General features: G+C 43.4%; 24 protein-coding genes. 19 read left to right on the forward strand and 5 right to left on the reverse strand.

Translation table 11 applies throughout. The features are described 5' to 3' along the window. Positions 1-291 precede the first annotated feature (291 nt). The 17 genes from mgsA (at position 292) to BM213_RS07995 (ending at position 15824) form a co-directional block, all read left to right on the forward strand. Entirely contained in the window at positions 292-699 is a 408-nt protein-coding gene (gene mgsA / locus BM213_RS07915; protein WP_003394592.1) for a methylglyoxal synthase, read from the forward strand. After that, positions 699-1400: a bacillithiol biosynthesis deacetylase BshB1 gene (gene bshB1, locus BM213_RS07920; RefSeq protein ID WP_091702733.1), complete on the forward strand. Its 702-nt coding sequence runs from the start codon at positions 699-701 to the stop codon at positions 1398-1400. Before mgsA ends, bshB1 begins: the two co-directional genes overlap by 1 nt. Then, positions 1397-2527: an N-acetyl-alpha-D-glucosaminyl L-malate synthase BshA gene (gene bshA, locus BM213_RS07925; RefSeq protein ID WP_091702736.1), complete on the forward strand. Its 1131-nt coding sequence runs from the start codon at positions 1397-1399 to the stop codon at positions 2525-2527. The genes bshB1 and bshA overlap by 4 nt, the downstream gene beginning before the upstream one ends. Beyond that, positions 2527-3720 (forward strand): CCA tRNA nucleotidyltransferase, encoded by a 1194-nt coding sequence (locus BM213_RS07930; RefSeq protein WP_091702739.1) that lies wholly within the window; start codon positions 2527-2529, stop codon positions 3718-3720. Before bshA ends, BM213_RS07930 begins: the two co-directional genes overlap by 1 nt. Next, positions 3690-4670, forward strand: coding sequence for a biotin--[acetyl-CoA-carboxylase] ligase (locus BM213_RS07935; protein WP_143091183.1), 981 nt, complete (start codon positions 3690-3692; stop codon positions 4668-4670). Before BM213_RS07930 ends, BM213_RS07935 begins: the two co-directional genes overlap by 31 nt. A 224-nt stretch (positions 4671-4894) precedes the next feature. Beyond that, a complete protein-coding gene (panB, locus tag BM213_RS07940; RefSeq protein WP_091702745.1) occupies positions 4895-5725 on the forward strand; it encodes a 3-methyl-2-oxobutanoate hydroxymethyltransferase in 831 nt (276 codons plus the stop codon). Positions 5726-5727: 2 nt separating this feature from the next. Next, positions 5728-6576, forward strand: a complete 849-nt coding sequence (gene panC, locus BM213_RS07945) for a pantoate--beta-alanine ligase (RefSeq protein ID WP_091702748.1) — start codon at positions 5728-5730, stop codon at positions 6574-6576. Between the two features lie 12 nt (positions 6577-6588). Then, on the forward strand, positions 6589-6972 hold the full coding sequence (gene panD / locus BM213_RS07950; protein WP_091702751.1) for an aspartate 1-decarboxylase: 384 nt from the start codon (positions 6589-6591) through the stop codon (positions 6970-6972). 65 nt (positions 6973-7037) lie between these two features. Further along, on the forward strand, positions 7038-9680 hold the full coding sequence (gene dinG / locus BM213_RS07955) for an ATP-dependent DNA helicase DinG (protein ID WP_091702754.1): 2643 nt from the start codon (positions 7038-7040) through the stop codon (positions 9678-9680). Positions 9681-9741: 61 nt separating this feature from the next. Continuing rightward, the gene (locus BM213_RS07960) at positions 9742-10470 is read left to right on the forward strand and encodes a ComEC/Rec2 family competence protein (RefSeq protein WP_244149216.1); all 729 of its coding nucleotides are present in this window, start codon (positions 9742-9744) and stop codon (positions 10468-10470) included. Positions 10471-10654: 184 nt separating this feature from the next. Beyond that, a complete protein-coding gene (locus tag BM213_RS07965) occupies positions 10655-10825 on the forward strand; it encodes a YpmA family protein (RefSeq protein ID WP_003394607.1) in 171 nt (56 codons plus the stop codon). Positions 10826-10831: 6 nt separating this feature from the next. Then, positions 10832-11320, forward strand: coding sequence for a cell wall elongation regulator TseB-like domain-containing protein (locus BM213_RS07970; protein ID WP_091702760.1), 489 nt, complete (start codon positions 10832-10834; stop codon positions 11318-11320). Further along, a complete protein-coding gene (locus tag BM213_RS07975) occupies positions 11317-12504 on the forward strand; it encodes a pyridoxal phosphate-dependent aminotransferase (protein WP_091702763.1) in 1188 nt (395 codons plus the stop codon). Before BM213_RS07970 ends, BM213_RS07975 begins: the two co-directional genes overlap by 4 nt. Before the next feature lie 131 nt (positions 12505-12635). After that, positions 12636-13928 (forward strand): asparagine--tRNA ligase, encoded by a 1293-nt coding sequence (gene asnS / locus BM213_RS07980; RefSeq protein WP_091702766.1) that lies wholly within the window; start codon positions 12636-12638, stop codon positions 13926-13928. A gap of 68 nt (positions 13929-13996) precedes the next feature. Further along, entirely contained in the window at positions 13997-14668 is a 672-nt protein-coding gene (locus BM213_RS07985; RefSeq protein ID WP_091702769.1) for a DnaD domain-containing protein, read from the forward strand. Between the two features lie 13 nt (positions 14669-14681). Further along, positions 14682-15332 (forward strand): endonuclease III, encoded by a 651-nt coding sequence (gene nth, locus BM213_RS07990; protein ID WP_091702772.1) that lies wholly within the window; start codon positions 14682-14684, stop codon positions 15330-15332. After that, positions 15333-15824 carry a YpoC family protein gene (locus BM213_RS07995; RefSeq protein ID WP_091702774.1) on the forward strand — a complete coding sequence of 164 codons (492 nt, stop codon included), beginning with the start codon at positions 15333-15335 and terminating at the stop codon, positions 15822-15824. 23 nt (positions 15825-15847) lie between these two features. Here the strand turns inward: BM213_RS07995 and BM213_RS08000 are convergent, their stop codons facing one another. Both BM213_RS08000 and recU read right to left on the reverse strand, forming a co-directional pair. Beyond that, positions 15848-18460, reverse strand: coding sequence for a transglycosylase domain-containing protein (locus tag BM213_RS08000; RefSeq protein WP_091702777.1), 2613 nt, complete (start codon positions 18458-18460; stop codon positions 15848-15850). Positions 18461-18475: 15 nt separating this feature from the next. Then, on the reverse strand, positions 18476-19075 hold the full coding sequence (gene recU, locus BM213_RS08005) for a Holliday junction resolvase RecU (RefSeq protein ID WP_091702781.1): 600 nt from the start codon (positions 19073-19075) through the stop codon (positions 18476-18478). A 467-nt stretch (positions 19076-19542) separates the two neighbouring features. Between recU and BM213_RS08010 the strand changes: the two genes are divergently transcribed. Beyond that, the gene (locus BM213_RS08010) at positions 19543-19746 is read left to right on the forward strand and encodes a hypothetical protein (RefSeq protein ID WP_091702784.1); all 204 of its coding nucleotides are present in this window, start codon (positions 19543-19545) and stop codon (positions 19744-19746) included. Positions 19747-19771: 25 nt separating this feature from the next. Here BM213_RS08010 and BM213_RS14670 read toward each other — a convergent pair whose 3' ends face one another. Both BM213_RS14670 and BM213_RS08015 read right to left on the reverse strand, forming a co-directional pair. Continuing rightward, complete coding sequence (locus BM213_RS14670) at positions 19772-19939, reverse strand: hypothetical protein (RefSeq protein WP_167357388.1); 168 nt, start codon at positions 19937-19939, stop codon at positions 19772-19774. 60 nt (positions 19940-19999) lie between these two features. Further along, positions 20000-20212: a YppF family protein gene (locus BM213_RS08015; RefSeq protein WP_091702787.1), complete on the reverse strand. Its 213-nt coding sequence runs from the start codon at positions 20210-20212 to the stop codon at positions 20000-20002. A 152-nt stretch (positions 20213-20364) separates the two neighbouring features. On the opposite strand from BM213_RS08015, the gene BM213_RS08020 reads away from it, so the two are divergent. Then, entirely contained in the window at positions 20365-20694 is a 330-nt protein-coding gene (locus BM213_RS08020) for a YppG family protein (RefSeq protein ID WP_091702789.1), read from the forward strand. Positions 20695-20715: 21 nt separating this feature from the next. Here BM213_RS08020 and BM213_RS08025 read toward each other — a convergent pair whose 3' ends face one another. Next, positions 20716-21138: an Hsp20/alpha crystallin family protein gene (locus tag BM213_RS08025; protein ID WP_091702792.1), complete on the reverse strand. Its 423-nt coding sequence runs from the start codon at positions 21136-21138 to the stop codon at positions 20716-20718. Between the last annotated feature and the right edge of the window lie 172 nt (positions 21139-21310).

Consider the following 21310-nt stretch of genomic DNA (forward strand, 5'->3'; position numbering starts at 1 on the left):
GTTGACGACTACCCAACGACATAGGTCATGCCTATATCGCTACCGAGTGGCTCGGCATGTCTGTAGGCAGTACTTGACTTCCACGCACAACAGACGGATGTACGCTCGATGTTTTACGGTTGCAACGTTTCCTGCAACCAACTCCCTACATCGAGTAACGGGAATTGGAGTGCCTTAATTCAACGGTTTTCTCCACATTCCTATTCTATCATATACAAAAGAAAGAAGGAAGGGCGATTCCTCCCCGACTTTCGCTCTCGCTTAGAAGTCGGGGTCTCCTCGCCAAAGATGATGAAAATCGCATTAATTGCGCACGACAAGAAAAAAGAAGAGATGATCCAGTTTGTAACTGCCTATCAACACGTTCTGGCTGAGCACGAGTTATATGCGACTGGCACGACAGGATTGCGCATTCAAGAAGCAACAGGGCTTTCAGTTCACCGTTTTCAGTCTGGTCCACTCGGTGGTGACCAGCAAATAGGTGCGATGATTGCGAATAACGACATGGACATGGTTATTTTTTTCCGCGATCCACTTACAGCGCAACCGCATGAACCGGATGTCAGCGCTCTCATTCGTCTTTGTGATGTTTACGCTATTCCATTAGCGACAAATATGGGAACAGCTGAGGTACTTATACACGGTTTGGAGCGCGGTGATTTTGCATGGCGAAATATTGTGAAGCGAGGACATGCATAATGCATATGTTAGCGTTTGGCGCCCATCCTGATGATGTGGAAATCGGAATGGGTGGAACGATTGCGAAATACACTCAACAAGGATATGACATCGGGATATGCGATTTGACGCTTGCAGAATTATCGTCGAATGGAACGATACATACTCGTCAACAAGAAGCGAAGCGAGCAGCGAATATTCTTGGCGTTCGCACGCGCATCCAGCTAAACCTTCCTGATCGCGGATTAGTAATTCACAAGGGGCATATCGATCCAATTGTAACAGTTATTCGTACGTACCGTCCGAAAATTGTGTTTGCCCCATATTGGGAAGATCGTCATCCAGATCACGGACAATGCGCGAGGTTAGTGGAAGAAGCGTTGTTTTCTGCCGCTATCCGCCGATACGAAGATGGCCAAAAGCTACCTCCGCACCGCGTGCATGCTGTTTATTTTTATATGATTAACGGATTTCATCGCCCACACTTTGTCGTAGATATTAGCGATACGATCGATCAGAAACTAGCGAGCTTGCGGGCATACGAAAGCCAGTTTCAACGAACGAGCGATTCGGTTGACACACCATTGACGAACGGCTATATTGAAACCGTTGAAAGCCGTGAACGATTGCTCGGAAAAGAAGTCGGAGTTTCGTTTGCGGAAGGATTTATTTCGAAAAAACCACTTATACTTGCACACGATTTGTTAGGGGAAGAACGATGAAGCTGAAAATAGGGATTGTTTGTTATCCGTCGGTCGGCGGCTCAGGAGTCGTTGCGACGGAATTAGGAAAAATGCTTGCTGAGCGTGGTCATGATATACACTTTATTTCATCGAGCATTCCGTTTCGATTGAACAAGGTGTATCCAAACATTTATTATCATGAAGTAACGGTGAACCCATATTCGGTATTTCAATACCCGCCGTATGATTTGGCATTAGCTAGTAAAATCGCGGAAGTCGCTAAGCGTGAACATCTCGACATCATTCATGCACATTACGCTGTTCCGCATGCCCTTTGCGCTTTTTTAGCAAAGCAAATGGTCGGTGATCATTTGAAAATTGTGACGACATTACATGGTACAGACATTACCATTCTTGGATACGATCCGTCGTTAAGCGACTTAATTAAATTTGGCATTGAACAGTCAGATGTCGTCACAGCCGTGTCAAACGCATTAGCGTCCCAGACATATGAGCTGTTAGACGTGCAAAAGCCCATTCAGACGGTGTATAACTTTGTTGATGAACGTGTATACAGCAAACGACGAAACGATGAGCTTCGTCGCCAATACGGCATCGCTCCGCATGAAAAAGTAGTTATTCACGTATCGAATTTTCGTAAAGTGAAGCGGGTATGCGATGTCGTTCGCGCGTTTGCTCTCGTTGTCAAACAAGTGCGGGCAAAATTGCTTCTCGTCGGCGATGGACCAGAAATGACGGTCGTCTGTCGTCTAGTGAAACAACTCAATTTATGCGATCATGTGCGCTTTTTAGGCAAGCAAGAAAACTTAGCGGACTTATATTCGATTAGCGATGTAAAATTGTTGCTATCAGAAAAAGAAAGTTTCGGACTCGTCTTACTTGAAGCGATGGCTTGTGGCGTGCCTTGTGTAGGAACGGCAATCGGCGGCATTCCTGAAGTTATTGAAGATGGAAAAAACGGCTTTTTATGCGAACTAGGTGATATAGACGGTGCGGCGCATCAAGTCGTTCGTTTACTGACGGATGAAAGTGTTCATGAAGCGATGGGACAAAAGGCGTATGAGACGGTATATGAAAAATTTTATTCTGAGCGAATTGTGGCACAATATGAACAAATTTATTTTCAACTTAAAGGGGATGAATGATGAACGAACAATTTCGCCAGGCGCTCCCCGTTATCGAAACATTAAAACGTCATGGACATGAAGCGTATTTTGTTGGTGGGGCGGTACGTGACTATTTATTAAAGCGGCCGATCGGAGATATTGATATTGCCACGTCAGCTCATCCGTATGAAGTTATGTCCATCTTTCCAAAAACAGTTCCTGTCGGCATTGCGCACGGAACGGTCATGGTCATTGAACGCGGTGTGTCGTATGAAGTGACGACTTTTCGAAAAGAAGGGCGGTATGAAGACTATCGAAGGCCGAAAGACGTCACATTTGTCCGTTCTCTTTATGAAGACTTACAGCGGCGTGATTTTACAATCAATGCTATCGCCATGAATGAACATGGTGACATGATCGATCCGTTCGGTGGAATGGAGGCGTTAAACGATCGTATTATTGAAACGGTTGGCGATGCTCGCGAACGATTTAGCGAAGATGCTTTACGAATGATGCGGGCGCTCCGATTCGTTAGCCAACTTGGATTTTCTTTATCCGCTGAAACAAAACAGGCGATTGTGCAGTACGGCCATTTATTGCAACATATCGCTGTTGAACGCATCGCAGTTGAGTTTGAAAAACTGTTGCTCGGTTCATTTATGTCAAAGGCGATAGAGCTTTTAATCGAAACGAATTTGTTTTCTTACTTGCCAGAGCTTGCGACAAAAAAGAAGGAGCTTGCTCAACTAGCCGCATATTCGCTCGTTCCCGTCCATCGTATCGAGGCGTGGGCTCGATTTGCATACGTCGCTCGTCTCGATAGCCAAGGGCTGAAACAATGGAAATTATCGAACCACTTGATTCGTGATGTTTCGATTTGTTTAGAAGCGCTTGAACGTATTCATTCGCTTCATGACTGGACAACGGATGCTTTGTATGAGTACGGGCGATACATTCCACATATCGAGCGTCTACGCGCGGTGCTCCACGGCGATGAACCGTACGTGCAGCATTTGTTGAAACGATGGGAAGCATTGCCGATTCGCGAGCGAAAACAATTAGCAATTAATGGTCACGATTTGCTTGCTTTATTTGAGCGGAAAGCAGGTCCATGGTTAGCAGAAATGATCGGGAAAATAGAGCGTGCCGTGCTTCGTGGCGAAGTGGAAAACGAGAAAGAGAAGCTGAAGGAGTGGGCGGTGTGCAATCAGAAACGAGAAAACAATTATTGAAATTATTTACAGAAGCAGGCGATACGTTTTTGTCTGGACAAAAAATTAGCGAGCAACTCGGTTGTTCTCGAACAGCGGTTTGGAAACATATCGAAGACTTAAGAAGAGAAGGATTTGAAGTGGAAGCTGTTCGTCGGCTCGGTTACCGTCTGAAACAAATGCCCGACAAGCTCAATGCAAATGAATTGCAACTAGGCTTGAAGACGAAGCGATTCGGTTGGAACGTGTACGATCAAGAAAGCGTTCCGTCCACGCAGCAACTTGCGCATCAACTTGCTCATGAGGGAGCGGAAGAAGGAACGATTGTCATCGCAGAGGAGCAAACGGCAGGGAGAGGACGTTTAAACCGAATATGGCATTCACCGAAAGGGACAGGCATTTGGATGAGCGTCATTTTACGTCCATCCATTCCGCCGCAACAAGCCCCACAGTTGACGCTTTTAGTTGCTGTTGCGGTTGCTCAAACTATTCAAGAAGTGACGAATATCGTTCCGGATATTAAATGGCCGAACGATATATTACTGAATGGGAAAAAAGTCGTCGGTATTTTAACGGAGTTGCAAGCTGATCCTGATCAAGTGCAAGCAGTCATCGTCGGGATTGGTATAAACGTGAATCAAAAACAATTTCCAAATGATATCGCTTCGCTTGCCACATCGCTGGCGATCGAAACAGGACGAACGTTTCATCGTCCGAAGATCGTTCAAACATTGTTGCAAAAGTTAGAACAGTTATATGAGCAATATTTACAGCACGGATTTTTACCGATTAAACTATTATGGGAAGCCTATGCCATAACGATTGGTCAACAAATTGTAGCGCGCACGTTAAACGGTGCTGTTCGTGGCACCGCCCTTGGAATTACAGATTCAGGGACATTGAAATTACAAACAGAAGATGGAGCGATCCATTATATTTATTCAGCAGACATTGAAATAAAAAAACAGTAGGAAAATTCCGAAATATTTGTTAAAATGAAAGCGATTGAAATTGGGCAGTATCTTTGTAAGAACTGCACCATGTATATTCACACAATTTATCGTTGTTTCTGCCTTGATCCGATTGAACGGACGGGGACAGAGGGATGGAGTGAAACAAAAAGTCCTTCTTTCTCTCTTTGGCAGAAAGAAGGCTTTTTTTATCCATTTCCTCTGCATATGGGAGGAGGATGTATATGAAAACAAAACTTGATTTTTTAAACATGAAAAAAAATCATGAACCGATCGTGATGCTGACTGCTTACGACTATCCGTCAGCAAAGCTTGCTGAAGCAGCAGGCGTCGATATGATTTTAGTCGGCGACTCGCTCGGCATGGTCGTATTAGGATACGACTCAACGATCCCTGTAACAGTTGAAGACATGATTCATCATACGAAAGCTGTTCGACGTGGTGCACCGAATACGTTTATCGTCACCGATATGCCATTTATGTCGTACAGTACGCTCAATGATGCGCTCACGCATGCGAAGGCGATCATGCAACAATCGGGAGCCAATGCGGTGAAAGTGGAAGGAGCGGGCTCGGTATTGCAAATTATTTCTGTTTTAACAGAAATGGGAGTTCCCGTTGTTGCACATCTTGGCTTGACGCCACAATCGGTCGGCGTATTAGGAGGATATAAAGTGCAGGGGAAAGATGCCGAAAGTGCGAAGCGCCTTTTAGAAGAAGCGAAAGCGTGTGAACAAGCAGGGGCAATCGCGCTCGTTTTAGAATGTGTGCCGAAGCAGCTCGGGGAAGCGATTACGAAGCAGTTGACGATTCCAACGATCGGCATCGGAGCAGGAATTGGCACGGACGGACAAGTGCTTGTTTATCATGATGTGCTCGGATATGGCATTGACCGTGTGCCGAAGTTTGTTAAACAATATGCAAACGTTCAGCAAACGATACAACAGGCGTTAGCCGAATACGTTACCGACGTCAAGATGCGTCAGTTTCCGAGCGATGAACAATCGTTTACAATGAATGAGCAACAATGGCTTGCGCTATATGGAGGGAAATAGGCGTGATTACAATCGAAAAAATTGAACAAATGCAAGCGCACATAATGGCTGAACGGCAAAAAGGAAAAACAGTCGGCTTCGTGCCGACGATGGGATATTTGCACGAAGGTCACGTTGCGTTATTAAAGCGAGCGCGTCAAGAAAACGATATCGTTGTTTTAAGCATTTTTGTCAATCCGCTTCAATTTGGACCGAATGAAGATTTCGACCGTTATCCGCGCGATTTTGAGCGCGATTATACGATCGCTAAACAAGCAGGTGTTGATATCATCTTTTATCCATCGGTTCATGAAATGTACCCGCATGAGCCGTCCGTCACGGTTCGTGTTCATAAGCGCATCGACGTGCTTTGCGGAAAATCCCGTCCGGGTCATTTTGATGGGGTGGCAACCGTTGTGACGAAACTATTTCATATTGTCATGCCGCATCGCGCGTATTTTGGAATGAAAGATGCTCAACAAGTGGCGGTCATAGATGGACTCATTCGCGATTTTCATTTTCCGATTGAACTTATTGCTGTTCCGACAGTGCGTGAGGAAGATGGACTTGCGAAAAGTTCGCGCAACGTGTATTTAAGTGACCGTGAGCGACAAGAAGCCTCTGCGTTATATGCTGCTTTACAAAAAGGGAAAGCGACCATTGAGGCAGGGGAACGCGATGTAGGGACGGTACGAAAAGCGATAATCGACTATATTGAGCAACATACGAGCGGTGTCGTTGATTACGTTGAAATTTATTCGTATCCAGAGTTAAAGCCACTCGAGACGTTACAAGGAAAGATCATCCTTGCGCTCGCTGTGAGGTTTACAAACGCTCGTTTGATTGATAATATCGTTATGAACGTACAATAAGGAGGAAACATGATGTTTCGCACATTAATGAACGCTAAAATTCATCGTGCTCGCGTGACGGAAGCGAATTTAAACTATGTCGGCAGCATTACGATCGATGAAGATATTTTAGATGCGGTCGGCATGGTGCCAAATGAAAAAGTACAAATTGTAAACAATAACAATGGGGCTCGATTTGAAACATATATTATTCCAGGTGAAAGAGGAAGCGGCGTATTTTGTTTGAACGGGGCAGCCGCTCGTCTCGTTCAAAAAGACGATATTATTATCGTTATTTCGTACGTGCTCGTGCCAGAAGAAAAATTAGCTTCGCACCGTCCAAAAATTGCAATTATGGACGAGCATAATCAGATTAAAGAATTGATCGTGCAAGAGCCGGCGGCGACCGTTTTATAACGGGAGCCATGCCGCCTCTTTTTGTTTGTCATTCAACGTGTTGTACAGATGTGAGGTGGAAAAAGATGAACGATCGCTTTGTCGTCGTCGATATTGAAACGACAGGAAACGCACCGAAAAAAGAAGATCGCATCATTCAAATCGGTTTTGTCGTCATCGAAGACGACAAAGTTTGCGAACGCTTTTCAACATTCGTTCAGCCAGAGCGAGATATCCCGCCGTTCATTCAACAGTTAACGGGTATTGATCATACGATGATGCATGATGCTCCCCCATTTCATCATATCGCGCCAATGCTTGTGAACAAATGGGAAGGGGCCTATTTTGTTGCACATAACGTTCATTTTGACTGGGCTTTTTTACAGGAGGAATTTATTCGTAGCGGAATACAGCCACCGACGTGTCGTCTTTTAGATACGGTTGAACTAGCTCGCTTTCTTATGCCAACCCAACCGAGCTATAAGCTCGGTCATTTGGCTGAAGCGTTGTCGCTAACGCATGATCGCCCGCATCAAGCAGATTACGATGCTGAAGCGACCGCTCAACTTTTTTTATTTTTGCTGCGCAAGTTATCTCATTTACCGCTCGTCACGTTAAAACAACTGCGGCGACATAGTCGACCGTTAAAAAGTGAGTTGACCGCTCTTTTTGATCGAGTCATTGCAAAAAAAGAACGGTCGTTTCAAACGGACGAATCCGTTGTTGAATATGAAGGAATTGCTATAAAAAGGTGGTTTTCACCGAAACGAGACGATCGCCCTGAACATGTTCCGTCTTTTTCACAATGGCTTGCTTCCCGTCCATTTGTTTCGCCGTTTGAATATCGCCAAGGGCAACAACAAATGATGAGCGATATCAACGATGCGTTCCAAACGTGTCAACATGCGTTAATTGAAGCGGGAACAGGTATTGGAAAAACGATGGCGTATTTACTCCCTGCTGCGTTTTATGCTGTGCAACATGAGAAACCGATTGTTGTCAGCACGCATACGTTGCAGTTGCAAAAGCAAATGATAGAAAAGGAATTGCCGCGCATGGCACGGCTCGTACCTTTTTCATTCACAACTGCTGTTTTGAAAGGGAAACGAAACTATATTAGCGTACGGAAATTTGCCCGTACGTTAAAACACGTAGACACAAACTATGATATCGCCCTAACAAAATGTCAGCTGCTCGTTTGGTTGACAGAAACAGAAACAGGAGATGTAGACGAACTGAACTTGACGGCGGGAGGCGCGCTATTTTGGGAAGATGTGCATAGCGATGAAACAAACGAGGAGCACAATTTTTTTATCCGTGCGAAAGAAAGGGCGAAACACGCTCATCTGATCATTACAAATCATTCATTCGTTATGCATGATTTAACAGCGGACGACACATTTCTCCCCCCGTATGAACAGCTTATTATTGATGAGGCTCATCATTTAGAAGATGTCGCGGCCCATTTTTTTGGCAGACACGTTTCATATGAGTATGTTCGTTTATTGTGGACGCGGATGAACGACACGGCTATCATGCATCAAATGGGTGCACTCCGCTCGCTTTTGGCGGATATGGAGTATGAACTGAATCAACTGTTTCAGTCTCTTCGCCATTATGTGTTGCGTCGACAAAAAGGGGATGGACGCATTCGCTATCGTTTCATTCCTTGGAAAGAATATGGAAGAGAATGGAGCGCGATAATCGAATTGCTTATGCGCATCATGAATGATGTACGGCAATTGGCACAGATGAAAGAAGATGTACCGCGGGAAGATATGAAACCTTTTACGACGTTTATAGATGTGTTATCGACGCTACAACATTTATTAACGAGCGATGACGATCATATTGTTCGTTGGTTAGAAATGGATACAAAGGCTGCCATCAATGCTGTTACAGTCATTTCACAACCGATCGATTTAGCTCATTTTTTTGCTGATCAATTATTTGCGCGTAAAAGAAGTGTTGTTTTAACTTCTGCTACGTTAACGACGAACAATTGTTTCTCGTTTATCATTGAGCGTCTCGGTCTTCACGATTTTTATCCGTTTACACGTATCATCCCGTCACCATTTTCTTATGAAAAGCAAGCTATGCTTATGGTACCAAACGACTTGCCGATGTTTCCGACTGCGACGGTTGAACAGTACGCTGAGCAAGCAGCTCAACAAATTATTTGCATCGCTGAACGTATAAAAGGGCGCATGCTCGTGCTATTTACGTCGTATGAGCTATTGAAACAAACGTATGCGTTCGCCAAGCAAAATGATGAGCAATCATTTGTATTACTTGCCCAAGGGGTAAGCGGAAGCAATGCGGCGAAGTTGACGCGACATTTTCAACAGTTTGAGCAAGCTGTACTATTCGGTACGAGCAGCTTTTGGGAGGGAGTGGACTTTCCAGGGGATGAAGTGACGTGCGTTGTCATCGTTCGACTGCCATTCGCCCCACCGGACGATCCGGTGGTAGCTGCAAAAAGTGATTACATTCGCGCAAAAGGAGGCAACCCATTTTACGACTTATCGTTGCCGCAAGCTATTTTACGTTTTAAACAAGGATTCGGACGACTCATTCGCACAAAAGAAGATCGGGGGATCGTTTTCGTTTTAGATCAACGTTTATTCACTGCATCATACAGCAAATACTTTTTACAATCGTTGCCGCCCATTCGTGTATATCATGCTCCACTTGCGGAACTTTTACAACATGTCGATGAGTGGCTATAATTTTCCCTTCATCAGTAAAAGATAAGAAATGTAGATGAAGGGAGTGGACGGCTTGCAATGGGTGTTATTTTTTATGCTCGTCAATAGTTTAATGCATCCCTCACCTGAAGAGCACATTCAAAAAATTAATATGATGCTTGAAGAGGAAGAAATGGCGATCATTTTTTTGCCATTGAGTGATGGGGAAGCGACGTTGTTTAAACATGCAAGCGGAAAGACCGTGTTGCTAAATACAGGTGCGCCACATACGGAACGCGAATTAAAAAGGTGGTTTGAACAGTTTCATGTGACAGAAATTGATGAACTCATTTTAACGAGTGATGATCGAGAATATACTGGAAATGTAGACTGGGTCATGAAAACATACGAACCAATGGTAATTAAAGAATGGAAAGAGAGTAAAAAGTATGATCCTTTTCCGAATTTTAAAATAAGCCCGCTTTATGTTGCACATGGAGATGTAACAATGTCGCTACAGTATGGGCGACTTCGCCTCTTATATATGGCGCATGCTGATGACGATGTGGAGCAAAAGCTTATGAAATTGCCGCTGAGTGACGTAAACATATTAAAAATTGCCCATTTCGGTTTAGTTGACTATCCACGTACGTCTTTTTTAAAACATATTGATCCGCAAGTGGCAATCATTTTTAAAAAGCATGGGAGTTGGCCGAATGAGCGATTGCTTGAACGGCTGTACGCGGCTTGGATTGATTGTTATGAAACAAGTCGCTTTGGTGTCATCGTTGTCAAATGTAACTTAAAGGAATACGATGTGATGACGTTTTAAAAAAGGGGCCAACGTTCGGCCCGTGGTGTGTACGATAGGAATTTTTTTAATTCAAATTGACCAATGTAGGAAACCATTGCTACAATGAAGATGTTTATACACCTCGGAAGGTGTGTAATTGTATTGTTTCCGTTGAGAAGAGACGATATAAGTAACAAAATTTGTGCACATGGAGGATCGGGTCGTGGAAAGTAAAATTGAAGTATTAGCAACTGTCAAAGTTCAATACTCATCAGACTTATACAAAATTGTCGATTGCTTAAATCGAACGTTAAAAGAGAAGGACTTAATGTTCGGATTGGCGCTTGATGAAGAAAACAAAGAGAAGGCTGTGTTTACGATTTATCGAACGTAAGAAGGGATGAGGGTGAAAAAAGGAATCATTGCTTTTGCGTGCATGTTGTTTGTCGCGCTGTTGTTATATGCGAACGCCTATAGCGATGCGATGTCGTCGCAACGAGCGAGCGAACAACGCGCCGTACAACAAGCAGAGAAAGAAGGGATTGTTCAAGTAGATGACGTATATACGTATCGAGGAAGCGATGTGTATGTGATCGTCGTCGGTAAAAGCGAAGAAGGCGAGCAACGGATCGCATGGGTGACGGAAAAAGGGAAAGTCGTTGCGACACGACGTGTCTCGGAAGGAATAACGAAACAGCAAGCGTTATCTTTCGTACAGCCGTACCGTCCAAAAACGGTAGTTTCGGTGAAATTAGGCATGGAAAAAGGTGTCCCGCTTTGGGAAATTACATATGTTGACGAGCGAGATCGTTATTCGTTTTATTACGTTCGTTTTGAAGACGGGGCATTTTTAAAAAGATATCATTTTGCGAGGGGGAAGGATGTATGAAATTAGCGAAGCGTGTTGCAGCGTTGACGCCATCATCAACGCTAGCCATTACGGCGAAAGCGAAAGAATTAAAAGAAGCAGGACACGATGTCATTGGACTCGGTGCCGGAGAGCCAGATTTCAATACACCGGAACATATTATGGAAGCAGCTGTAAAGGCGATGCACGACGGACATACAAAATATACGCCATCTGGTGGGCTAGCGACGTTGAAACAAGAAATTATAAAGAAATTTCAACGAGATCAACAATTGGATTATAAACCATCTGAAATCATTGTGTGCGTCGGGGCAAAACACGCGCTTTACACACTATTTCAAGTGATTTTAGATGAAGGCGATGAAGTCATTATTCCAACGCCGTATTGGGTGAGCTATCCAGAACAAGTGAAGCTAGCTGGCGGGGTACCTGTTTATGTAGAAGGACTTGAAGAAAACGAGTTTAAAATTACACCGCAACAATTAGAACAGGCGATGACAGATCGCACAAAAGCGGTCATTATTAACTCGCCAAGCAACCCAACAGGAGTCATTTATACGAAAGAAGAGCTACAAGCGCTCGGTGAAGTATGCTTAGCTCACGATGTGCTTATTGTGTCGGATGAAATTTATGAAAAATTAATATACGGTGGACATGAACACATTTCGATTGCCCAGCTTTCACCTGAGCTAAAAAAACAAACGATCATTATTAACGGGGTATCTAAATCGCATTCGATGACAGGGTGGCGAATCGGCTATGCGGCAGGGGACGCTGATGTGATTCGTGCGATGACGGATCTCGCCAGCCATAGTACATCGAATCCAACATCTATCGCTCAATATGCAGCAATTGCAGCATATAGCGGGCCGCAAGAGCCAGTCGAGCAAATGCGTCAAGCGTTTGAAGAACGTTTAAATATCATTTATCATCGTCTAATCCAAATTCCTGGATTCTCATGCGTGAAGCCACAAGGTGCATTTTATTTGTTCCCGAATGCAAAAGAAGCAGCAACGATGATCGGATACGAAAGTGTCGATGCGTTTGTCGAAGCGCTGCTTGAAGAGGCGAAAGTAGCGCTCGTTCCAGGTTCAGGTTTTGGTGCACCGAATAACGTGCGTTTGTCGTATGCGACATCACTTGATTTACTTCATGAGGCGCTTGATCGTATCGACACGTTTATGAAGGAAAACATGCGCGGCTAGTCACATCGACTAGCCCTTTCTTTCAAATATGTACGTTTGGATAACAAAAAGGATCATCTTGCGTTTTTTTGTCGAAATGTATTAATATTGATGATGTACATAATAGTCGAACGTCTTTGGAGGGACTTTTTGTGAAAACGACAATTGCAGAAGTACATAAATATGTAGGACAAGAAGTAACGATTGGTGCTTGGCTTGCTAACAAACGGTCGAGCGGAAAAATCGCTTTTTTACAATTGCGTGATGGCACAGGCTTTATTCAAGGAGTTGTGGAAAAATCGCAAGTGAACGAAGATGTATTTCAGGCGGCAAAAAGCATCACGCAAGAAAGTTCGCTCTATGTCACAGGTGTAGTGCGTGAAGATGCACGTTCTCCATTTGGATACGAGCTTTCCGTCACAAACATTGAACTCATTCACATGGCTGTTGATTACCCAATTACACCAAAAGAGCATGGCATTGAGTTTTTAATGGATCATCGCCACTTATGGCTTCGCTCGAAACGTCAACATGCCATTATGAAAATTCGTAACGAAGTCATTCGTGCGACGTATGAATTTTTTAATGAAAACGGCTTCGTGAAAGTTGATCCGCCGATTTTAACGGGAAGTGCACCGGAAGGAACGACGGAATTGTTCCATACGAAATATTTTGATGAAGATGCATACCTTTCTCAAAGCGGACAGCTATATATGGAAGCAGCAGCGATGGCGCTCGGCAAAGTATTTTCATTCGGTCCGACGTTTCGCGCAGAAAAATCAAAAACGCGCCGTCATTTAATTGAGTTTTGGATGATTGAGCCGGAGATGGCGTTTTATCAATTTGAAGATAATTTGCAAGTGCAAGAACAATACGTCTCTCATATTGTGCAGTCCGTGTTAAAACGTTGCCAACTGGAGTTGAAAACGCTCGGACGCGATACATCTAAACTAGAAAATGTAAAACCGCCGTTTGCGCGCATTACGTACGATGAAGCGATTCAACTTCTTCATGAAAAAGGGTTTAATGATATTCAATGGGGCGATGACTTTGGTGCACCGCATGAAACAGCCATTGCAGAAAGTTTTGATAAACCAGTATTTATTACGCATTATCCAACGACGTTAAAGCCGTTTTATATGCAGCCAGATCCAAATCGCCCAGAAGTTGTTCTTTGTGCGGATTTAATCGCTCCAGAAGGATATGGTGAAATTATTGGCGGTTCGGAACGTATTCATGATTACGATTTGTTGAAACAACGTTTAGAAGAGCATCAACTTTCGCTTGATGCATACAAATGGTATTTAGAGCTTCGTCAATATGGCTCTGTGCCACATTCTGGATTCGGACTAGGACTTGAGCGGACCATTGCTTGGATTTGTGGCGTTGAACATGTTCGGGAAACGATTCCTTTCCCACGTTTATTAAATCGTTTATATCCATAAACAACAAAATCCCCCGTGCCGACATGGGGGATTTGTTTTATGGTATAATAGGGCGTGAGGTGTTTAACATGAACAATGAAATGATTCGTTTTTTTCGTGAAGGAAGTGTCGCGATTCCACGACTGTTATTAACGAACTATAAAACGCTTGGGTTAAATGAAACGGAGTTTATGCTGTTGTTGCACATCCATTCGTTCGTCGAGCAAGGCATTTCATTCCCAACGCCAGATGAAATTGCGGCACGCATGACCATTTCTCCCGAAGTGTGCATGCAACAATTGCGCAAGCTCGTGCAAAAAGGATTTATAACGATTGAAGAGCGCATAGAGAATCATATTCGCAGCGAGCGTTATTCGCTTGATCCGCTCTGGGAAAAACTAATTCGTACCGTTTTCCAAGGACAAAAGCAAGACGAGCAGCACGAGGAACAGTTATATACCGTTTTCGAGCATGAGTTTGGCCGTCCGCTTTCACCGATGGAATGTGAAACGTTGGCGATGTGGATGGATCAAGACGAGCATGACCCTACGATCATTAAAGCTGCATTGCGTGAAGCTGTGCTATCAGGAAAATTAAATTTTCGTTACATTGATCGTATTTTATTTGAATGGAAAAAGAACGGTATTAAAACGATTGAACAAGCGCAGCAACATGCGAAAAAGTTCCGCAAAAACCAGGGTAAGCAAGACGAACCGTATAAACCAACCGTTCCTATTTATAATTGGCTTGAACAGTCGTAGAAAGGATGGTTATATGTTGACGAAGCAGCAAATTCGTTTCTGTTTAAATGAAATAGCAAACATGTTTCCAAACGCGCATTGTGAGCTTGTCCATCGCAATCCGTTCGAGCTATTAATCGCGGTCGTTTTATCGGCGCAATGCACAGATGCGCTCGTCAATAAAGTGACGAAGCAACTATTTGAAAAATATAAAACACCAGAAGATTACGTCTCTGTTCCGCTAGAAGAGCTTCAACAAGATATACGTTCGATCGGACTATATCGCAATAAAGCGAAAAATATTCAACAACTATGTCGTATATTAATTGAACAATATAGCGGAGAAGTGCCAAAAAATCGTGAAGAATTAATGAAGCTTCCTGGCGTCGGACGGAAAACAGCGAACGTCGTCGTATCGGTTGCATTCGGTGTTCCCGCGATTGCTGTTGATACGCATGTCGAACGTGTCAGCAAACGACTTGGCATTTGTCGTTGGAAAGATTCAGTGTTAGAGGTGGAAGAAACGTTAATGCGTAAAATTCCGAAAGAAGAATGGTCGGTGACCCATCATCGCCTTATTTTTTTTGGACGCTATCATTGCAAAGCTCAATCGCCAAAATGTCATATTTGTCCGCTCCTTCACCTTTGCCGGGAAGGAAAAAAACGGATGAAAGGAAAGATGTAAATGATCGTTCCACATACGTTCCAGCATCCGCTTTTTTTTACGACTAATTCTGTGGCCGTTCCTCCGCTTCAACCGTTTCCGCTTATGATGAAGCATGTGCCGTTTTATTATGATATGACACAAGAAGAAAAGCCGTGGCAACAAAAAGAGCAAGCTATTCCCGCTATATTCAGCTTGTGGGAGGAAGAGAAAAAGGAGCTCATTCCGCTGTTTGCGACACGGCAACCGAGACAAGCAAAAGACGCGATGGTTCGAGGATTAAGCTATTTTTTATGTGCATTATGTTGGCTTAATGGACGAGCAGTCAACAACGTGAATGGTTGGGAAAAGGAAGTGGAATCGTTATTGCTTCGGCCACTCAATGTCGTTGATCGTCTCGCGTTTATTTTCGCGCGCCCTGCGCTCCATCATTCGTTCGTTCAATTGGATGAGTTATTTATTGAATTAACAAAACTGTTTTACAAGCAACTAGCGAAACAAAAAAGAGACTGAGAAAATACCCAGTCTCTTTTTTGTTATTGCCGATTTGCTGCACCGTCATTATTTCCATTTCGTTGTTCGTTATTCGTCCCGGTTGGATCGTTTGGGTTTGTCGGATTTGTCGGCGTCCCCGGATCGCCTTGGTTCGGCTCGTTCGGGTCCGTTGGGTTTGTTGGCGTCCCCGGATTGCCTTGGTTCGACCCGTTCGGATTTGTCGGATTTGTTGGCGTCTCCGAGGTGTCTTCGTTTCCCGACTGTCCTGGCGCTCCATTTTCTTCTGGCTGTTGAGGCTCTTCTTTCGGAATTTGAACGAGCGCTGTAGCGGGAGCGCTACGCGTTCCATCTGCTGTTACAACGTATACTTCAAATAAGTATACCGAACCTTCTTTTGCCTCAACGATAAGCTGTGAATCTTTTGTCGTCGCGATAACGGTTGGGGTGCGCCCATCTATCGTTTGCCGCACTTCAAACGACGTATCTTTTTCTGGATCGATTGTATACGACCATGATAACGAAATCGTTTTTGTCGCCGGATCGTATTGCGCGTGCAAGTCTTTTACTGGTTCTACAATTTCAGGCTCATCTTGGGCAACTTCAGTTGGTTCTCCATGGCCGCGGACGAAATATTCATACGTAATTTCGTTTTTCGGCGTACGTTCGCTAGCTAGCTTTGGTGGATTTGAGCCTTTCTTTATAGGAAGCTTGACAACGCTTTTCGGCTGTTTAAAATCGCCTCCGCTGCCGTCATCAATGTGGGAAATGACGCGTTTAAACAGTTGTTTTGCATACTGTTGCTCAGTTTTTGACAAGTATGCTTCGCTACTTTTTTTGGTGAAACCCGTCCAAATAGCTGCTGTATAGTTTGGCGTATAGCCAACAAACCAGCTGTCAGGAACTGAACCTCTCGCAAGCCCGTATTTCCGACGATCTTTTTCATCATAGTTTGTCGTTCCTGTTTTTCCAGCGACATGAAGACCTGGTACGTTTGCTGCTGTCCCTGTTCCAGATTGCACGACCGTTTTTAACATGTCAGTAATCATAAACGCAGTATAGTCTTTCATCGCTACTTTTGGCTTCGGACGAAGGTCCATTTCTGTTCCGTCTGGAAATACGACTTTTTTTACCGCATGCGGCTCAATATAAATACCTCCGTTTCCGAATGCGCTATATGCCCCTGCCATTTGTAAAGGGGAGACGCCTTTTCCGACACCACCCACGGCATACGCCTCATGTATTTCATTGAAGCCCATACCGAGTTTATTCGCAAATTCTTTTGCCCGCTCTAATCCAACTTCTTGAAGCGCCTTTAATGCCGGGATGTTACGTGAACGAGCGAGGGCAGTACGCATCGACATTTGACCTTCGTATTTGCCGTCCCAGTTTTTAATCGGTGTTCCATCAGAGTATTGATATGGCTCATCTTTTAGTTGATGATACGTCGACCATTTTAAATATTCGATTGCAGGACCATAGTCAACAATTGGTTTAATTGTCGAACCAGGCTGTTTTCGTGTATCCGTTGCATAGTTAAATCCGAACGTGACACCTTCTTCTTTTTTCCGACCGCCGCCAAGCGCGCGAATTTCTCCTGTTTTCGTATCTACAACCGCAATGCCAGCTTGGAATTCGGCCTTGTTTGTGCGAATGACTTCGTCAGAATTGAGCAACTCCTCAACATACGATTGGGCGTTCGGATCTAACGTTGTATAAATGTGCAATCCAGCCGTAAACACATCAAGCCCTGTTTTTTCGGTTACTTCATCGATCACTTGGTCAATAAAAGAGTCATACGGAATATCGCTTTGTTGTTTATTTTCTGTTAATAGCGATTGTACAGGCACTTTTTTTGCTTCTTCTGCTTCTTCTTTCGAAATAAACCCATGTTTCACCATTAGCGATAGCACTGTATTGCGACGTTTTTCTGCTGCTTCTGGATGCGTAAACGGGTTATAATTGTTCGGGCTTTGCGGAATGCCAGCGAGCAATGCCGCTTCTGATAGCGTCAATTGCGATAAATCGCTTTTCCCAAAGTACGTTTCTGCCGCCTTTGCAACACCGTATGATCGGCTCGAGTAATAAATTTTGTTTAAATACATTTCTAAAATTTCTTGCTTCGAGTATTTTTTCTCTAATTGAATGGCAAGCCATAATTCTTGTACTTTTCGTTTTATCGTTTTTTCAGGTGTTAAAAAAGAAAGTTTTACGACTTGTTGTGTAATTGTGCTTCCACCTTCAGCACCAAATCCTTCTCGGACGTTAGCTAGTACCGCTCCGAAAAAACGCACAATGTCAAATCCGTGATGCTTATAGAAGCGGGCATCTTCTGTAGCGAGTACAGCTTGTTCGAGCACTTTTGGAATATCATTATACGATACGTAAATTCGTTTTTGTTGTCCTAGCTCTACCACTTTTTGTGCGTTTCCATCGTAAACGATCGAAGCTAAAGGATCGCGCAACAACGTCTCATCGAGCGGTGGAGCGTCTTTAATCATCCAAGCAAACGCCGCCACGCCCGAGAACATCCCGATCGTCATAATAAGCAACATGATAAGCACAATTTTTTTCATAATCGATCGCCCCCGTTTCCGCGGACGTTGTTTTTTTTGTTCTGCCTGTTTTCGTTCTGTTCGTGAACGATAATTCGCCATATCGTTCCTCCTATTCTAAAAATATAGTTTGTCCACAATATGAATATAATCGATTCGTGGGTGATAGCCAAGCGGAATGAGATGGCCGCGCTGTTCGACTTCCGCTTTTGTAATCGATTTACGACCACCTTGTTGCTTTCGCTCCCAATATTCAAGGAGGTGATGTGCGTCCAATAAATATGTTTCGTCAAACGTCGTAAAACGCAAAATCACGAAGCAAATGGCTCCGTGCGTTAACACTTGTTTTATATGTTCAATTTGGTGTTCGTGAAAGTTTTGAAGCGGAAATGATGCGCGATTCCGTGTTTCTTTCGCTTCAAAATCGATATATTTCCCACGATATATGCCGTTATAGTCTGTCGTGGACGGCTGTTTAAAATACGCCTCTTTAATGACGGCAGCACTTCGTTTTGGATAATCGACACGCACAATTTGCACAGGTGTCGGTTTTTTATGAATGACAGCAATGCCTCGAGCTAAGTAATACGTGTTTGTTTCATTTAAATCAGCCTCAAGTGTCATCCCGCGGTTCCCGTACGTATCAGGAGTACAAGCGCGCAACGTCTTTTCATCTTCTTTTTTTTCATACGTCCGCCCATTCGGATATTTAAACATATCATCCCCCCTTGAATGTTTATCATTATACCATATGTTTTTATGCTCGTCATTTGCCCGAAAATTAGAAAAAGAAAGATGCTTTGACAGGAAGATAAGAAAGAGATGTAATTGATGCGATTTCCATTTTAGATAAAATGAATGAAGAGAAAGAAACAGGAGAGGTTACACCTCTCCTGTTTCTTTATGTAGAAGGGCGGTCTGGACCTTCTAGCTTTTTGTCGCCAAAGCCTGTTGTTTCTTTTTGTTTCGGCTTTTGTTTTTTCTTTTGCTCTTTTTTTTCCATCGGAATGCCTCCTTTCGCTTTTTTATTTTGGGCGAACGTATAAAAAATATGCGCATCTATTTGTCGAATTTTGTACGCATACCACTTTGTTTGCAGAATTTCTTCTAGTTTTGTCAATCGAGAAGGGAGGAAAGCACAGATGGCGAATGTGTATGGCAAAGGGCGAAAGGGGAGTTGGAGGATGGAACATATTCAAATGCAATTACAACAATTGTTTGATGAAATCGAACAATTAGAGAACAAATTAAAAGAGCGTACGACCGAGCAAATGAATACTCATTATGATATGCAACAACATAGTTTACAAGACATTGAACGCCAACTCGACAACATTGAACAACAAATTGAAAAAAAAGAAACGTATATGTTCGTTCAGGCGATATAATAAAAGGTGGCGCGCTGGCCACCTTTTATTCTTTCACACGTTCAATTGTCACTGGGCGATGCGTTTCGCTTCCTACAGTGTCAATGGCATAGTCGACGACTTCACGCTGTTTTGATGTTGCTGGTTGGCCATGTTTTGGCTTCTCGCTTTCATGTCCTTTTTTCTTATGGTGAAAATGAACACCACGATCCATATTTAACGGCCTCCTTTTCCATGCTACCGTCTCACTTAGCATGGCACAAGAGGGGACAAATCATTCAACATGCGATGAATATTGTTTTACACGTTCATCATCAGGTTTGTAAGCCCCGAGCGCCTCTAATTCGCGTACAAGATGACGATACATGCCAAGCGGCAATTCGTTGCGCAAATAAAGTTGGCGCGCAAAGTCAAGCAGCTCGTTTGCATCGATCGGTTCATATTGTTTCATTGCGATAAATTTGTTTTTTAATTCAACAATCGTCATAATTATGTCCTCCCCCTTTTGCACTTATCATAACATAAAAAAAGACGACATGTTAAATTCAAAAAATTGAGAATTCCGACATCAATTGACACGGTTAGTCATGAACCATTTTGCGAAAAACGAATACGATGTAGTGAAAGGGGAGAGAAAATATGTATCAGCCATGGTCTACAATGCACATGCCACATGTAGTACCTGTTCATTATCATCCGTATCATTCCCAACCGACTTCGTTTCCTGTTCCACCAGTCATTCCACCTGTTGCACCGACAATGTCCACGTTCGCCCCACCTGCATCTCCGTTTGTACCCCCTATGTCCCCATTCGCTTCTGCAAAGCCTCCAAGCTTGCTTGAGCAATTTAAAACGAAAGAGGGGACGTACGATATTACAAAAATGATGAATACAATGGGGCAAGCGGTGCAAGTTATGAATCAAATGACTGGTATTGTAAAAGGATTAACGCAAACGTTTAAATTGTAACGTTTGCGTTTTTTCGTCTACTTATTCAATTGGAATAAATGTTTTCTTTTGTGGGAGGCGAATAATGAGTTTGCCATCTTGAAACGATGCTTGAATATTTGTTTGTGACACAGGATAAGGGAGGAAAATGCTTTTCATTGCTCGCTCATACGTACGTTGGCGATGAACGAATTTGTTTTCATCATCGATCGTTTCTATTTGCTCATCGTAAACGACAGACAACAAAAGGCGAGTATCATCGACAAATTGTAAATGAATATTTTCCCGTTTCGCATTTGGAATATGGGCGATAATGACGTATTCTTCCTTTGTTTCACGTACATCGATCGGGATATAGACCGGTGAAAATGTACGATGCACATATTCATCAAGCGTGTATAACAGTTTTTTTAATGACCGATCATCAAAAAATGAGTCAAGCATGTGAGATAAATCTTTTTTCATCAACTTTCACTCCTTGCGACATACGTTTGTTCGTAATATATGCAGGAAAAAAATAAATTGTTCGCGAAACTTTTTATGACGGCATTCGTAAATATTATGGGAAAGAGATGAGAAAGGAAGAGATCGTGTGCGTAAAAAAGAGGAGAAGAAAGAGCGGCCTAATGTGAGGAGT

This window comes from Anoxybacillus pushchinoensis (assembly GCF_900111795.1).
GTDB classification, from domain to species: domain Bacteria; phylum Bacillota; class Bacilli; order Bacillales; family Anoxybacillaceae; genus Anoxybacillus; species Anoxybacillus pushchinoensis.